At 73.2% G+C, this 14,327-nt stretch carries 12 protein-coding genes and 1 tRNA gene; 1 reads left to right on the forward strand and 12 read right to left on the reverse strand.

Annotated elements, in window-relative coordinates; translation table 11 throughout:
* Positions 1 to 5: 5 nt before the first annotated feature.
* The 4 genes from AB0N84_RS04300 to AB0N84_RS04315 form a co-directional block, all read right to left on the reverse strand.
* On the reverse strand, positions 6 to 1,433 hold the full coding sequence (locus AB0N84_RS04300; protein WP_259346144.1) for an NAD-dependent succinate-semialdehyde dehydrogenase: 1,428 nt from the start codon (positions 1,431 to 1,433) through the stop codon (positions 6 to 8).
* Between the two features lie 122 nt (positions 1,434 to 1,555).
* Positions 1,556 to 2,176: an isochorismatase family protein gene (locus AB0N84_RS04305; protein ID WP_182046600.1), complete on the reverse strand. Its 621-nt coding sequence runs from the start codon at positions 2,174 to 2,176 to the stop codon at positions 1,556 to 1,558.
* A 40-nt stretch (positions 2,177 to 2,216) separates the two neighbouring features.
* Positions 2,217 to 3,713, reverse strand: coding sequence for a D-alanyl-D-alanine carboxypeptidase/D-alanyl-D-alanine-endopeptidase (gene dacB, locus AB0N84_RS04310; RefSeq protein WP_363543975.1), 1,497 nt, complete (start codon positions 3,711 to 3,713; stop codon positions 2,217 to 2,219).
* Between the two features lie 58 nt (positions 3,714 to 3,771).
* The gene (locus tag AB0N84_RS04315; RefSeq protein ID WP_363543978.1) at positions 3,772 to 4,782 is read right to left on the reverse strand and encodes a Gfo/Idh/MocA family oxidoreductase; all 1,011 of its coding nucleotides are present in this window, start codon (positions 4,780 to 4,782) and stop codon (positions 3,772 to 3,774) included.
* A 165-nt stretch (positions 4,783 to 4,947) separates the two neighbouring features.
* On the opposite strand from AB0N84_RS04315, the gene AB0N84_RS04320 reads away from it, so the two are divergent.
* The gene (locus AB0N84_RS04320) at positions 4,948 to 6,612 is read left to right on the forward strand and encodes an HAD family acid phosphatase (RefSeq protein WP_363543980.1); all 1,665 of its coding nucleotides are present in this window, start codon (positions 4,948 to 4,950) and stop codon (positions 6,610 to 6,612) included.
* 152 nt (positions 6,613 to 6,764) lie between these two features.
* Here the strand turns inward: AB0N84_RS04320 and AB0N84_RS04325 are convergent.
* From AB0N84_RS04325 to AB0N84_RS04360, 8 genes are all read right to left on the reverse strand, one after another.
* A tRNA-Thr gene (locus AB0N84_RS04325) sits at positions 6,765 to 6,837 on the reverse strand.
* Positions 6,838 to 6,881: 44 nt separating this feature from the next.
* Positions 6,882 to 7,517 (reverse strand): TetR/AcrR family transcriptional regulator, encoded by a 636-nt coding sequence (locus tag AB0N84_RS04330; RefSeq protein ID WP_182046018.1) that lies wholly within the window; start codon positions 7,515 to 7,517, stop codon positions 6,882 to 6,884.
* 188 nt (positions 7,518 to 7,705) lie between these two features.
* The gene (locus tag AB0N84_RS04335) at positions 7,706 to 8,848 is read right to left on the reverse strand and encodes a DNA polymerase III subunit delta' (RefSeq protein WP_289457452.1); all 1,143 of its coding nucleotides are present in this window, start codon (positions 8,846 to 8,848) and stop codon (positions 7,706 to 7,708) included.
* Positions 8,849 to 8,888: 40 nt separating this feature from the next.
* Positions 8,889 to 9,539 carry a dTMP kinase gene (tmk, locus tag AB0N84_RS04340; RefSeq protein ID WP_289457451.1) on the reverse strand — a complete coding sequence of 217 codons (651 nt, stop codon included), beginning with the start codon at positions 9,537 to 9,539 and terminating at the stop codon, positions 8,889 to 8,891.
* Complete coding sequence (topA, locus tag AB0N84_RS04345) at positions 9,536 to 12,310, reverse strand: type I DNA topoisomerase (RefSeq protein WP_182046030.1); 2,775 nt, start codon at positions 12,308 to 12,310, stop codon at positions 9,536 to 9,538. Before topA ends, tmk begins: the two co-directional genes overlap by 4 nt.
* A gap of 461 nt (positions 12,311 to 12,771) precedes the next feature.
* On the reverse strand, positions 12,772 to 13,116 hold the full coding sequence (locus AB0N84_RS04350; RefSeq protein WP_182046015.1) for a TadE family type IV pilus minor pilin: 345 nt from the start codon (positions 13,114 to 13,116) through the stop codon (positions 12,772 to 12,774).
* A complete protein-coding gene (locus AB0N84_RS04355) occupies positions 13,113 to 13,382 on the reverse strand; it encodes a DUF4244 domain-containing protein (RefSeq protein WP_259346083.1) in 270 nt (89 codons plus the stop codon). The genes AB0N84_RS04350 and AB0N84_RS04355 overlap by 4 nt, the downstream gene beginning before the upstream one ends.
* 84 nt (positions 13,383 to 13,466) lie before the next feature.
* Entirely contained in the window at positions 13,467 to 14,252 is a 786-nt protein-coding gene (locus AB0N84_RS04360; RefSeq protein WP_363543985.1) for a hypothetical protein, read from the reverse strand.
* Positions 14,253 to 14,327: the final 75 nt, after the last annotated feature.

Consider the following 14,327-nt stretch of genomic DNA (forward strand, 5'->3'; position numbering starts at 1 on the left):
GCGGGTCAGGCGGCGAAGGGGTCCGGGGTCAGGACGTAGACCGACTCCAGGTACTCCTCGATGCCCTCGTGCGAGCCCTCGCGACCGAGGCCCGACGACTTCACGCCGCCGAACGGGAACGCGGCGTTCGACACGACGCCCGTGTTCAGGCCGAGCATGCCCGTCTCGAGGCGTTCGGCGAGCCGCTGGCCCCGCCGGAAGTCCGTCGTGAAGGCGTAGGCGACGAGCCCGTACTCGGTGTCGTTCGCGAGCCGGATGCCCTCCTCCTCGGTCGTGAAGCGCGTGATCGACACGACCGGTCCGAAGATCTCCGTGGTGAGGATGTCCGACCCGGGCTGCACCTCGTCGAGCACGGTCGGCGCGTAGAACGTGCCCGGGCGGTCGACGCGCTGCCCACCGGTCACGAGGGTCGCGCCCCGCTCCACCGCGTCGTCGACGAGCCCAGCGGCCTTGTCCACCGCACGGTCGTCGATGAGCGGGCCGAGCGTCGTGCCGTCCTCGGTACCCCGGCCGACCCGGAGCTCCTCGACCTTCGCGGTGAGGGCCGCGGTGAACGCGTCGGCGATGCCCTCCTGCACGAAGAAGCGGTTGGCGGCCGTGCAGGCCTCGCCCACGTTGCGGAACTTCGCCTGCATCGCGGCGGCGACCGCCTCGTCGAGGTCGGCGTCGTCGAACACGAGCAGCGGGGCGTTGCCGCCGAGCTCCATGCTCGTCTTCAGCACGTTGTCGGCCGCCTGCTTGAGGAGGGCCGACCCGACCGGGGTCGACCCCGTGAAGGTGAGCTTGCGGAGCCGGCGGTCGGCGATGATCGGCTCGGACAGTGCCTTCGCGTCGCGCGACGGCACCACGTTGAGCACGCCGTCCGGCAGACCCGCCCGCCGGAACAGCTCGACCAGGAAGAGCGTCGTCAGCGGGGTCAGGTCGGCGGGCTTCAGCACGACCGTGCAGCCGGCGGCGAGCGCGGGCCCGATCTTCCGGGTGGCCATCGCGAGCGGGAAGTTCCACGGCGTGATCGCGTAGACCGGTCCGACCGGACGGCGGAGGACGATGCCGCGGCCCGTCCCCTCGGGGTTCGTGCGGTAGTCGCCGTGGATGCGGACGGCCTCCTCGGAGAACCACCGGAGGAACTCGCCGCCGTACACGACCTCGCCCCGCGACTCCGCGAGCGGCTTGCCCATCTCGAGCGTCATCAGGGCGGCGAGGTCGTCCTCGTGCTCGTGGACCAGGTCGAAGGCACGGCGCAGGACGTCCGAGCGCGTCCGCGGCGCGGTCGAGGCCCAGCCCTCCTGCGCGGCCACGGCGGCGTCGAGGGCGGCGATGCCGTCCTCGGGCGTCGCGTCGGCGACCTCGGCGAGGACCGCGCCGGTGCTCGGGTCACGGACGGGGAATGTCGCGCCGCCGCTCGCGGGGCGCCACGAGCCGCCGATGTACAGGCCGGTGGGGACGTCGGCGACCGAGACGTGCTCGTCGCGGACGGTCGTGGTGGTGCTGGTGGTGCTGGTGGTGCTGGTGGTGCTGGTGGTGCTGGTGGTGCTGGTGGTGCTGGTGGTGCTGGTCACAGTACTGCTCCTCCGGGGCTCGCGAGCCCCTCGTCCGTGTCGCTGCGGTCGACGTGTCCGCCGGCCGCGCTGATCTCGGCCAGGGCACGCGCGCTCCGCTCGGGGTCGACGCCCGCCACGAGGTCCTCGTACACCGCGACGTCGAAGCCGGCCGCACGCGCGTCGAGCGCCGACGCCCGGACGCAGTGGTCCGTGGCGATCCCGACGACGTCGACCGTGGTCACGCGTCGGTCCGCGAGCAGGTCCGGCAGGGTCGTGCCGTCCTCCGTGGACGCCTGGAACGCCGAGTAGTCGGGACGCCCACGGCCCTTGAACACGTGGACGTCGACGACGCTCGTGTCGAGGTCGGGGTGGTAGTCCGCCCCGGGCGTGCCGCCGACGCAGTGCACCGGCCACGTGTCGACGTAGTCGGGTCCCTCGGGGCCGGCGAAGTGTCCGCCGTTGTCGTCGTCCCCGTGGTGCCAGTCCCGCGAGGCGACGATCAGGTCGTACTCGTCGGCGTGGCGGCGGAGGTAGACGGTGATGCGCTCCGCGACGGCAGCGCCCCCGTCGACACCGAGTGCACCGCCCTCCGTGAAGTCGTTCTGGACGTCGACGACGAGCAGTGCCCTGGCCATGTCCCCATCCTGCACCCCGAGCCTCCGGGCGCGGTGAGGCTCAGGACGAGGTCAGGCTGCCGCCGCAGGAGTACGTCGCCGCGGTCACGGCGTCGAGCGCCGGCAGGGCGGCCGCTCGCGACGAACCGATGGCGTAGAAGGCGAAGGTCAGCCGGGTGCCGTCCGCGGCGTCGATGTACCCGCCCAGCGTGTTCGCGCTGTCGATCCAGCCCGTCTTCGCGTGCACCTTGCCGCGGGCGACCGCGTTCGCGCCCGTGAAGCGGCTCGACAGCGTGCCGGACACCCCCGCGACCGGCAGCGACTCGGCGAGCACCCCGAGGCCCTTCGCGCCCGCGGCGACCTGCACCATGAGGTGGGCGACGAACGCCGGCGACACCGCGTTCGACGCGCTCTCCCCCGAGCCGTCCCGGATCACGATGCCGGCCGGGTCGAGCCCGTAGCCCGCCAGGGCCCGCTGGTACACCCCGGTCAGGGACGCAGCGGAACCGCCCGCGCCGGACTCCCGCGACGAGACCCGGGCGAGCATCTCCGCGAGGGTGTTGTCGGAGTTCGGGATCATCTGCCCGATCAGCGTCGAGACGGGCTGCGACGACACCGACGCGATCGTGTCCGAGCTCGTCGTCGCACGGTGGACGACCTGCGCGTTCCCGGCACCGACGACCCCGGCGGCCGCCAGCGCGGTCCGGAACGCCGCACCGGCGCGGCCGACCGGGTCGGTGGAGCGCGGCGACGTGGCCGCGGCGGGGTTCGCACGGTCGCCGTCGACCATCAGCGCGGTGACCCGCGGCTGGTAGCCGATCGTCCGCTCGGTCTCCGGCCAGGTCGGGTCCCACGCGTCGGCGTCGTCCCAGTAGCTGTCGTCCGCGACGATCGTCGTGACGGGGGCGTCGCCGAGCGCCGCCTTCACCTGCTGGGCGAGCTGCGCCAGGGTCGGGGCGCCCGGGTAGACGGTGCCGTTGCCGGCCGACAGCGTCGCGTCGCCGTGCCCGACCAGGGCGATCGTGCCGTCCGCCTCCTTCGTCACGGTGGTCGGGATGCGGTGGTCACCGCCCAGCACGGCCAGCGCGGTGGCGCTCGTGAGCGTCTTCATGACGCTGCCGGTCTGGGCGGCCTCCGTGCCCTTCCTCGAGAACAGTGTCTCGCCGGTCGCCGCGTCCATCACGAAGCCCTCGAAGTCGCCGAGACCCGCGGCGGACGCGGCGGAGTCGATCGTGCACGTGCGGAGTGCCGACGGACCCGCGGGGTCGGCGGGGACGGCCCGGGCGTCCGGGGTCGGCGTCGCGCTCGGGGTCCGCGACGCACGCGGCGTCGCCGGGGCGGAGGACGCGCTCGCGTCGACGGTCGGCGCCGCGGCCGGGCGCGACGGCATGGTCGCGGCGGCGACCGCGACGGCCCCGCCGGAGCCGAGCACCAGGACGCCGGCCAGGCCGCCCGCGATCCACGGCACGGGACGTCGGGCCGCCGAACGGCGCACGGCGGCGGCCGCGTCGCGGAGGCGCGTCGGGAGGGACTTCGACGAGGGCTGCTGGTCGGACATCGCGAACGATCCTACGGAACCCGGCCACGGGCCTCCAGACACGATCCGCGACCGGGGGTCAGGCGACGGAGGCGGGAGCCGGACCGTCCTCGTCGTCGGCCGCGTAGCGGACGCCGACCTGGCGTCGGGCCTCGTCCATCACCGCCATGACGGCCACCGTCTCCTCGGGGTCCATCGGGCCGCCCTCGTGCGTGCCCGAGGTGATCATCTCCTCGAACGCGCGGGCCTCGTGCGCGTACCCGGCGAGCTGCTCGCGGGAGTCGTACTCCTCGACGACCGCGCCGTCCCGGTCCCGCAGTCGCCAGGTCGTCGGGGTGTACCAGGTGTCGTCGAGGTCGATGCGGCCGTCCTCGCCGATCACCGAGGCGGTGTTCGGGCTCCGGAGGTCGAGGGCGAAGTGCACCGTCGACTGCGCACCGCCCTCGTGCGTGAGCACGAGACCCACCTGCGTGTCGACGCCCTGGTCGCTCAGCGTGCCCGCGGCGGTCACGGCCGTCGGAACTCCGAGGACGTCGACCGCGAACGAGATCGGGTAGACGCCGAGGTCGAGCATCGCGCCGCCGCCCAGCGCGGGGTCGTTGAGGCGGTGGTGGGGGTCGCTCGGCAGGGCCTGGTGGTGCGACGCCTCGACGAGTCGCGGTCGGCCGATCCGCCCCTCGGCGATCAGCTCGCGGATCATCCGCATCTGCGGGAGGAACCGGGTCCACATCGCCTCCATGACGGCGACGTCGGCGCGACGCGCCGCGTCGACGACCCGGCGGGCCTCGGCTGCGGTGATCGTGAACGCCTTCTCGACGAGCACGTGCTTGCCCGCGGCGATCGCGAGGAGGGCGTCCTCGGCGTGCCGCGAGTGGGGCGTGGCGACGTAGACCGCGTCGACCCCCTCGTCGGCCACCAGGTCCTCGTAGGAACCGTGGGCGCGGGCGATGCCGTGCTCGGCGGCGAAGGCCTCGGCGCTCGCACGCGTGCGGCTGCCCACCGCGACGAACTCGATCCCCGCGGCGGTGCAGTCCACCACGAAGGAGCGGGCGATGCCGCCCGTGCCGATGACTCCCCAGCGAACCGTCATGGCCCCTGTCTACCAGCGGTCGGCCCCGCGCCGTCCGCGGGACCGCTTCCCGGGCAGTACTCGCTTCCCGTGCGGACCCACATGGACCGCTCGGCGCACGGCCAGTTAGCGTGCTCGTGTCCCCCGACCGGGGGCGTTCCCCGACTCGAAGGTGATCCCGTCTCCATGCGCCGATCAGTCCTCACCGCCGTCGCCACGAGCGCGGCCGTCCTGCTCACGACGACGCTCGTCGGCGCCGGCCCCGCCGCAGCCCACGGCTGGGGTCCGCCCGGGCACGACCACGGGCACGACACCGCTCTCACGCCCCGCACGCAGTTCACGATGGCTGCCGACGGCTCCTCCGGCGCGACGCAGGGCGGTGATGGCATCCCGAACATCGACTCGGTGAAGAAGACCATCGCGACGTACTACGGCGACCCCGGCACCGGGATCGCGGACGAGACCGACTCGCCCTACATCCGCGAGATGCGCTCGATCGTCGACCGTGAGACGCGCCAGCTCCGCCGCATGCACGACACCGCCGTCCGGCACGGGCAGCGTCCGGCCATCGTGCTCGACGCCGACGACACGACGCTCTGGACGTACGACATTGAGGTCGCGGACATGCACTTCGTCTTCGACCCCGCCCGCCAGGACGAGTGGGTGCAGGACGAACGCTTCGCCGCCACGCCCTCGATGGTCGGCTTCGTGAACCGTGCCCAGGCGATGGGGTTCACCGTCTTCGGGCTCACCGGTCGCAACGACGACCAGAAGACCGCCACCGTGCAGAACCTGACCAAGGTCGGCTACACCGCGTTCGCCCCGGACCGGTTCTTCACGAAGTGGACCGGCGTCGGCGCCTCGCAGCAGCCGTCGTACATCACGTGCGCCACCGCGAAGTGCACGACGGCCGAGTACAAGGCCCTGACGCGCAAGCACATCGAACAGGACCTCGGCTACGACATCACGCTGAACGTCGGCGACCAGTGGAGCGACCTGCAGGGCGGGTACGCGGACCGCTCCCTGAAGCTGCCGAACCCCACCTACTTCCTCCCCTCCGCCGACCTCCCCGGCGTGTCCGAGCCACGGCTGACCCCGCGCACGCGGTTCACCATGGCGGCGGACGGCTCGTCCGGCGCGACGCAGGGCGGTGAGGGCATCCCGAACATCGACTCGGTCAAGAAGACCATCGCGACGTACTACGGCGACCCCGGCACCGGGATCGCGGACAAGACCGACTCGCCCTACATCCGCGAGATGCGCTCGATCGTCGCGCGACAGGCGCCCGTCGTCGCCGCCCAGTGCTCCGTCGCGAGCCGTCAGCACCGCAACCCCGCGATCGTGCTCGACGCCGACGACACGACGCTCTGGACCTACGACATGGAGGTCGCGGACATGCACTTCGTCTTCGACCCCGCGCTGCAGGACGAGTGGGTGCAGGACGAGCGCTTCCCGGCCACCCCGTCGATGACCTCGCTCGTGTCCGTGGCCGAGCGCTCCGGCTGCACGATCATCGGGCTCACCGGCCGCAACGACGGCCAGGAGGAGGCGACCATCGCCGACCTGAACAAGGTCGGCTACCCGCAGTTCAGCGCCACGAAGCGCGGCACCGAGACGTACTACACGAAGTGGACCGGTGTCGGCGCCTCGCAGCAGCCGTCGTACGTCACGTGCGCCGCGGCGAAGTGCACCACCATCGAGTACAAGGCGCAGACCCGGGCGCACATCGAGTCTCGTGCCGGCGGTCGGTACGACGTCGTCGCGAACTTCGGCGACCAGTACAGCGACCTCATCGGTGGGTCGGCGGACCGGAGCGTCAAGCTGCCGAACCCCACCTACTACCTGCCGTGACCACCCGTGCCCCTGCCGGACGCCTCGGTCCGGCAGGGGCCCGGCGCAGGGCTCCCGTGTGCGCCGGACGGGTCGGCCTGAAGGGTCGGCCTGACGGGTCGAAACGACGGAACCCCCGGTCGGACATCGTCCGACCGGGGGTTCCGGTTGTGAGCCGCCTGTCGGAATCGAACCGACGACCTATTCATTACGAGTGAATCGCTCTGCCGACTGAGCTAAGGCGGCGGACGCTCCGTTCCCGGAGCGGCACGGGTAACGACTATACAGGTTCAGACGAGCGAACGCGAAACGAGCGCGCCGAGCTCGTCGAAGGAGCGCTGCAGCTCGTCCACGAGGAGCGTCTCGGAGCCGCCGTCGGACCACTCCCACCAGGCGTGCCGGAGCGCCGCGAGCGCGACCACCGACGCCAGGCGTGCCCGCCTCCGGAGCACCTCCGGTGCCTCGTCGACGTCCGCCCCGGTCGCCGTGAGTCGTTCGGTGACGGCGTCCTCGATCTGCGCCTGGAACTCCTTCATCGATGCCATCCGCCTGCTGAACAGCTCGGGCGCGGCACGGAGCACCTGCTGGCGCTCGGCGAGCAGCTCGCGGTCGTCGACGAGCTCCTCGGCCGCGTGCACGAGCAACACCCCGAGGTCGGACAGCAGCTCCCCGGTCGGTCCCCCCGCCCGGAAGGCGTCGAGCGCCGGCCCCGCGGGCAGCGTCGGGTCGTCGCCGAGCAGCGCCTGCTCCTTGCTCGGGAAGTAGTTGAAGAAGGTGCGCGGCGAGACGTCCACCCGGCGGGCGATCTCGTCCACGGTGACCGCCGGCCAGCCGGACTCGATCGCGATCCGGAGAGCCGCCTGCTGGATCGCGAGACGGGTGGCGCGGCGCTTGCGTTCACGCAGGCCGGGTGCAGCGTCGGGCATGGCGCGATCTTCTCACGGCCGGTGCAGCAGCCGGCTGCGGGTGTGCGCAGGCTGCCGGGTTCGGACGGTGGAGACCGACCCGCCGGGGTCGGACGACAGCGGCGGGTCGGCCGGGAGGCGCGTGGTCGGCCCGTCGGGGACGCCTGCGTCCGTCGGTGCCCCCGTCGGGCGACGGGGCGATCCGTCCGTCAGCGGGTCGCGCGGGCGATCGTGACGAGCAGCGCCTCGAGTGCCAGCAGAGCGGCGACGTTCGCCGCGATCCGCTGCCGTGCCAGGGCGACGGCGTCGAGCACCTCGAGGGCAGCGGCGGGCGGGACGACCTCGAGCGCGCGGTCGAGCTGGTCGCGCATCGCGAGGTTCACGGGTTCGGCCGGCGCGCCGAGACCGAGCAGGAGCAGGTCGCGGTACAGCGAGGACACGTCGACGAGGATGCGGTCGAGGCCGTCGCGGAGGCTCCGGGTCGCCCGGCGCTTCTGGTCCTCCTCGAGTGCGCGGAGCTGCGACCGCAGCGCGGGCGGCACGGTCCCGCCCGGTGCCACTCCGAGTGAGCGGAGTGCGGCGTCGCGTTCCTCGCTGTCCCGTTCCACGGTGATCGCCTTGGCGTCCTCGTCGGCCACGGCGAGCAGGTCCGCAGCGGCCATCACCGCGTCGCCCACCGAGCGGATGCCGAGCACCGTCTCGAGCGTCCGTCGACGGCGGCCACGGGCGTCCTCGCTCGTCGCCAGGCGTTGTGCCATGCCGATGTGGCTCTGGGCCTGCCGGGCGGCGTCGGTGGCGAGGTCCCGGTCCACCCCGGTGCGGGCGACGATGAGGTCCGCGACGGACGCCACGTCCGGCACGCGCAGGCGCACCGAACGGACCCGCGACCGGATCGTGGGCAGCAGGTCCGCCTCGCTCGGGGCGCAGAGGATCCAGACCGTGCGCTCCGGCGGTTCCTCGAGCGCCTTGAGCAGCAGGTTCGAGGTGCGCTCGGTCATGCGGTCGGCGTCCTCGATGATGACGACGCGGTAGCGACCGACCGACGGCGAGTAGTGCGACGACGTGACGAGGTGCCGGATCTCGTCGATGGTGATGATCACGCGTTGCGTGGTCAGCACGGAGACGTCCGGGTGGGTCCGTGCCGCGATCTGCTGCAGGGTGTGGTCGTCGTCGGCGCCCGAGCCGACCAGCGCGGCCGCGAACGCCGCCGCGACGTTGGACCGACCGGACCCGGGCGGGCCGGTGATGAGCCACGAGTGGGTCATCCCACCCGTGGCCTCGGGGCCCTCGGCCGCGCTGCGCAGCGCGGCGACCGCCTCGTCCTGCCCGGTCAGGCCGTCCCACACGCTCACGGGGTCATCCTCGCAGCAGCCTCCGTCACGCGGGCGGTCGTCACGATGCGCTCGGGTCCGGGGCCGGGATCCCGACGAGCGCGCCGACGGCGGTGCGCACGGCGCGTTGGACGTCCTCGGCAGGAGCCGACGCGTCGACGACCAGGAACCGGGCCGGTTCCGCGGCGGCCGCGTCGAGGAACGCGCCGCGGACGGTCTCGTGGAAGGCGGCGGCCTCGGACTCGAGCCGGTCGAAGGTGTCGCCCCGCGCCGCGGCCACACGGGCGCGGCCGACCGTGACGTCGAGGTCGAGCAGCACGGTCAGGTCAGGCGCGAGGCCGTCGGCGGCCCACTCCGACACCGATCGGATGCGGTCGGCCCCGAGGCCCCTCGCGACGCCCTGGTAGGCCACGGAGGAGTCGATGTAGCGGTCCTGCAGCACGACCTCGCCGCGCTCGAGGGCCGGCCGGACGACCGTCTCCACGTGGTGGGCACGGTCGGCCGCGTAGAGCAGGGCCTCCGCACGCGGGGCGACGTGGCCCCGCTCGTGCAGCACCATCTCGCGGATGCGCTGCCCGAGGTCCGTGCCCCCGGGCTCACGCGTCCGCACGACCGTCCGACCGCTGGCCTCGAGCCAGTCGGTGAGCAGTGCGGCCTGGGTGGTCTTGCCCGCGCCGTCACCGCCCTCGAGGGTGATGAACCGTCCGGTCACTTCTTCTTGGCCGGCGCCTTGCGGGCCGGGGCCTTCTTCTTCACCGGACCCTTGGCGCGCTTGTCGGCGATGAGCTGCACGGCGCGCGCGTGGTCGACCGTCTCGATGTCCTCGCCGCGCGGGATGGTCGCGTTCGTCTCGCCGTCGGTGACGTACGGACCGAAGCGGCCGTCCTTCATCTTGATCGGCTTGCCGGACACCGGGTCGGCGTCGAACTCCTTGAGCGCGGCACTCGCGGTCCGCTTCGCACCGTACTTCGGCTGCGCGAACAGCTCGATCGCGCCGGGGAGGTCGACGTCGAAGATCGCGTCCTCGCTCGGCAGCGTCCGGGTGTCGGTGCCCTTCTTGATGTACGGGCCGTAGCGACCGTTCTGCGCCGTGATGTCCTCGCCGGACTCCGGGTCCTTCCCGACGACGCGGGGCAGGTCGAGGAGCTTGAGCGCGGTCTCCAGGTCCACCGTCTGCGGATCCATCGACTTGAACAGGGACGCGGTGCGCTCCTTGGGCGCCGCGGCCTTCTTCGTCGTCTTCTTCGCGGGGGCCTTCGCCGTGGTCTTCGAGGCGGCCTTCGTCGTGGTCGACGTCGGAGCCTGCTCGGCGGCAGCCTCGACGACCTCGCCGGTGGACGGGTCGACCGTCGGCTCCGGCTCCGGGGTGCGCTCCGTCACGTAGGGGCCGAAGCGGCCGTCCTTCGCGAGGACCTCCTTGCCGGTCTCGGGGTTGATGCCGACGACGCGGTCCCCGACGACGGGCGCGTCGACGAGCTCCTGCGCCTTCTCGACGGTGAGCTCGTCGGGCGCGAGGTCCTCGGGCACGTTGACGCGCCGGGGCTTCTCCGGGTCGTCGCTCGGGACCTCGATGTACGGGCCGTAGCGGCCGATGCGCAGGGTGAGACCGGGCGCGAGCTCGACCGAGTTGATGTCGCGCGCGTCGATCTCGCCGAGGTTGTCGATGACCGTCCGGAGCCCACGGTGGTCGTCACCGCCGAAGTAGAACCCCTTGAGCCAGTCGATGCGGTCGGCGTCGCCGCTCGCGATCCGGTCGAGGTCTTCCTCCATCCCGGCGGTGAAGTCGTACTGCACGAGGTCGCCGAAGTGGTCTTCGAGCAACCGGACCACGCTGAACGCGATCCAGTTCGGCACGAGGGCGCTCCCCCGCTGGGTGACGTACCCGCGGTCCATGATCGTCGAGATGATCGCCGCGTACGTCGACGGACGACCGATCCCGAGCTCCTCGAGCGTCTTCACGAGGCTGGCCTCGGTGTAGCGCGGCGGCGCCGACGTGTCGTGCCCCTTCGCCTCGACGTCGCTCACGCCGAGGTGGTCGCCCTCGGCCATCTGCGGGAGCTTGGCGTCGCCGTTGTCCCCGCCGTGGCGGTCCTCGTCGCGGCCCTCTTCGTAGGCGTTGAGGAACCCGCGGAAGGTGATGACGGTGCCGGACGCCGTGAACTCGGCGTCGGTGCCGGTGGCGGTCGCGGCGATGCCGGCGACCGGCTCCGTCGACGTGATGCCGAGCACGACCGACGCGGTCGAGCCCTTGGCGTCCGCCATCTGCGAGGCGACCGTGCGCTTCCAGATGAGGTCGTAGAGCCGCCAGTCGTTGCCGCGCAGCACGCCCTCCATCTCGGACGGGGTGCGGAAGGTGTCACCGGCGGGGCGGATCGCCTCGTGCGCCTCCTGCGCGTTCTTGCTCTTGCCCGCGTAGCTGCGCGGCTTCTCCGGGATCGTCTCCGGGCCGTACAGCGCGGAAGCCTGCTTGCGGGCCGCGGTGACGGCCTGCTGCGACAGGGACGACGAGTCCGTTCGCATGTAGGTGATGTGGCCGTTCTCGTAGAGCGACTGGGCCACGCTCATGGTCTGGCGCGCGGAGAACCGGAGCTTGCGCGCGGCCTCCTGCTGCAGCGTCGACGTCGTGAAGGGCGCGGCGGGTCGACGCGTGTACGGCTTCGACTCGACGCTCCGCACGACCGCGTCGCCGGCGCCCTCGAGCACCGCAGTCAGGGCGGCGGCGGACGCCTCGTCGAGACGGACGGCCTCACCCTTGAGCGCACCGCGGTCGTCGAAGTCGCGTCCGGAGGCGACCCGTGTGCCCTGCAGGCGGGCGAGCCGCGCGGTGAAGGCGGTGTCGCCGACCTTCTCGAAACGGGCGGACAGGTCCCAGTAGTTCGCGGAGACGAAGGCGAGCCGCTCGCGCTCCCGGTCGACGACGAGACGGGTCGCCGCGGACTGCACGCGACCCGCCGAGAGTCCGGGGCCGACCTTGCGCCAGAGCACCGGCGAGACCTCGTACCCGTAGAGACGGTCGAGGATGCGGCGGGTCTCCTGCGCGTCGACCAGCGCGGTGTCGAGCTCGCGGGTGGCCTCCTTCGCGCGCTGGATGGCCTCCTTGGTGATCTCGTGGAACACCATGCGCTTGACCGGCACCTTGGGCTTGAGCACCTGCAGGAGGTGCCACGCGATGGCCTCGCCCTCGCGGTCCTCATCGGTTGCGAGGAAGAGCTCGTCGGCTTCCTTCAGCGCCCGCTTGAGCTCGGTGACCGTCTTCTTCTTCGCGTCGGAGACGACGTAGTAGGGCTCGAAGCCGTTGTCGACGTCGACCGAGAACTTGCCGAGCGAACCCTTCTTGAGCTCGGCGGGCAGGTTCTTGGGCTCGACGAGGTCACGGATGTGTCCGACGGACGCCTGGACCTCGTATCCGTCACCGAGGTATTGCGCGATCGTCTTCGCCTTCGCGGGGCTCTCGACGATCACGAGCTTCTTCGTGCCTGGCACGTGTCTCCTTGATCGATGGTGCGTGCCGGCCCTGGACGCCAGCGGAGTCCGGGTCGACCGGGACGACGGTGACCGGGGGCCGACGTGCACACCATACACACCCTGTTCGGACGTGCTGGTCGCCGGACCGGCGACGGCGACCGCGCTCACGGCGAACGGTCCCGGGGCGACGACGACCCGCACGCGGGCGGTCGCCGACCGTGTGGCGCAGGAGCCGAGCGCCGCGCCGTTCGCGGCCGCCACCCGGCCGGCCGTGGCGCAGGGCGTCCCCGCGACCCGACCGACCAGCACCGCCGCCGCGGCGAGCGCAGCGGCGTCGGCCGCGGTGCGTGCCCGGACGTCGCCGACGCGCATCCGCGCCGCTCCCAGGGCCGCCGTGGCCACGACGAGGACGACGGCCACGGCGGCGACGAGCAGGACGGTCGCCGTCCCGTGGTCGTGCCGTGCTCGTGCACCGGCGGTCACCGCCCGCCCTCCGCGGCACAGCCGGTCGCCCGGAGCGGCAGGAGGGCGAACGGCCCGGGAGCGGCCGCCCGGAGATCGACGCACACGAGGCCGTCCGAGCGGCGGATCGACGACGACGCCCCGGGCGCGCCGGACGACACCGCGGTCGCGGCCGCCCCGTCGTCCCCGCGCCCGAGGGCCCGCGCTGCGGCACCGGCGGTGTCCTGGAGTCGCCCGGCTCGGTCGGCGAGCACGACGCCCGCGACGAGCGACACCAGGACCAGGGTGACGACGGGCAGCGCGACCGCGAACTCGACGGTCACGCTCCCCCGGTCGCCCTGCCCGCGGTCGGAGGCGATCACGGGACCAGCGCCCCGCGGACCAGGTCGGTCAGGACCTGCTGGACCTCGCCCGAGCGCATCACCGCGACGAGGACGCCCGCGAAGGCGACCGCGGCGAGGATGACCACGGCGTACTCCGCCGTCGCCGATCCGCGGTCGCCGGCGAGCCGGCTGCGGACCGCCCGCTCCCAGCGCCGCCCGGCGCGGACGCGGACGCGCCGCCGCTCCCGCTCCCGCTCCCGCCCTCGGCCTGTCGCGGTCCGTCGTGCTGCCCTGGTGTCGGTCATCCCGTTCCCCTCTCTCCTGTCGTGCTCCAACGGTCGTGCACCGCGGCGGCCCGCACCCCGTCGATGCGTCGGTCTGTGGACGCCTCACCCGAGTCCGCCGACGGTGGAGGACAGGACCCCGACCACGACGGGCACGACCCCGACCAGGACGAACGCCGGCAGCACGCAGGTGCCGAGCGGCAGCACGAGCCGCACCGCCAGCCGCTCCGCCCCGGCCAGTCCCGCCGCGGCCGCGTCGTCGCGGACGTCCTCCGCCGCTGCACGCAGCAGTCCCGCCGCCGGTACCCCCGCCCGTCGCCCCAGGTCGAGCGCCTCCCGCAGCCGTGCGGCGACCTCCGGCCCGGGCTCGGTCGGCAGGCCGGCGTCGGCGAGCGCCGCACGCACGGTCTCCTCGGCCGTCTGCCACGACCCGCCCCCGGTCAGCGCCACCGCCCACGCGTCCAGCTCGATCCCGGGGATCCGTCCTTCGGGGACGGTACGGAGCACGAGGAGCCGTGTCCAGCGTCGACCGACCGCGACGAGGCCGGCGGCGAGGGCCGAGCACGCCCAGCCGACCGGCCGCGTCAGCAGGACCTCGGCCGCGCCGGCGTCCCACGCCCAGCCGAGCCCGAGACCCAGGAGCGGCAGCGCGAGCACGACGCGCGCACTCGTCCGGGGCCCGGCGAGCGCGACGCGCACCGCTCGGTCCGCCGCGGCGCTCCTGCGCATCGCGGCCGAGAGCGCGCGGAGCGCCTCGGCGGACGGCGCCCCGCTCCGGGCCGCGACGTCGAGGACGACCCGCACGTCCCGCCACGCCGGATCCGCGGACGCCGGACGGCCCCCGACGAGTGCCCAGGCGCGGGGTGCCGGGACCCCCGCGGCGACGAGCACGGCGACGCGGTCGAGGACCCGCGCGGCCGCCGACGCGTCGTCGGTGCCCGGGACCCGACCAGGAGGACCGCGACG

The sequence above is a fragment of the Curtobacterium sp. NPDC089185 genome, from assembly GCF_040685235.1.
In the GTDB taxonomy this organism is placed as follows: Bacteria; Actinomycetota; Actinomycetes; order Actinomycetales; family Microbacteriaceae; genus Curtobacterium; species Curtobacterium citri.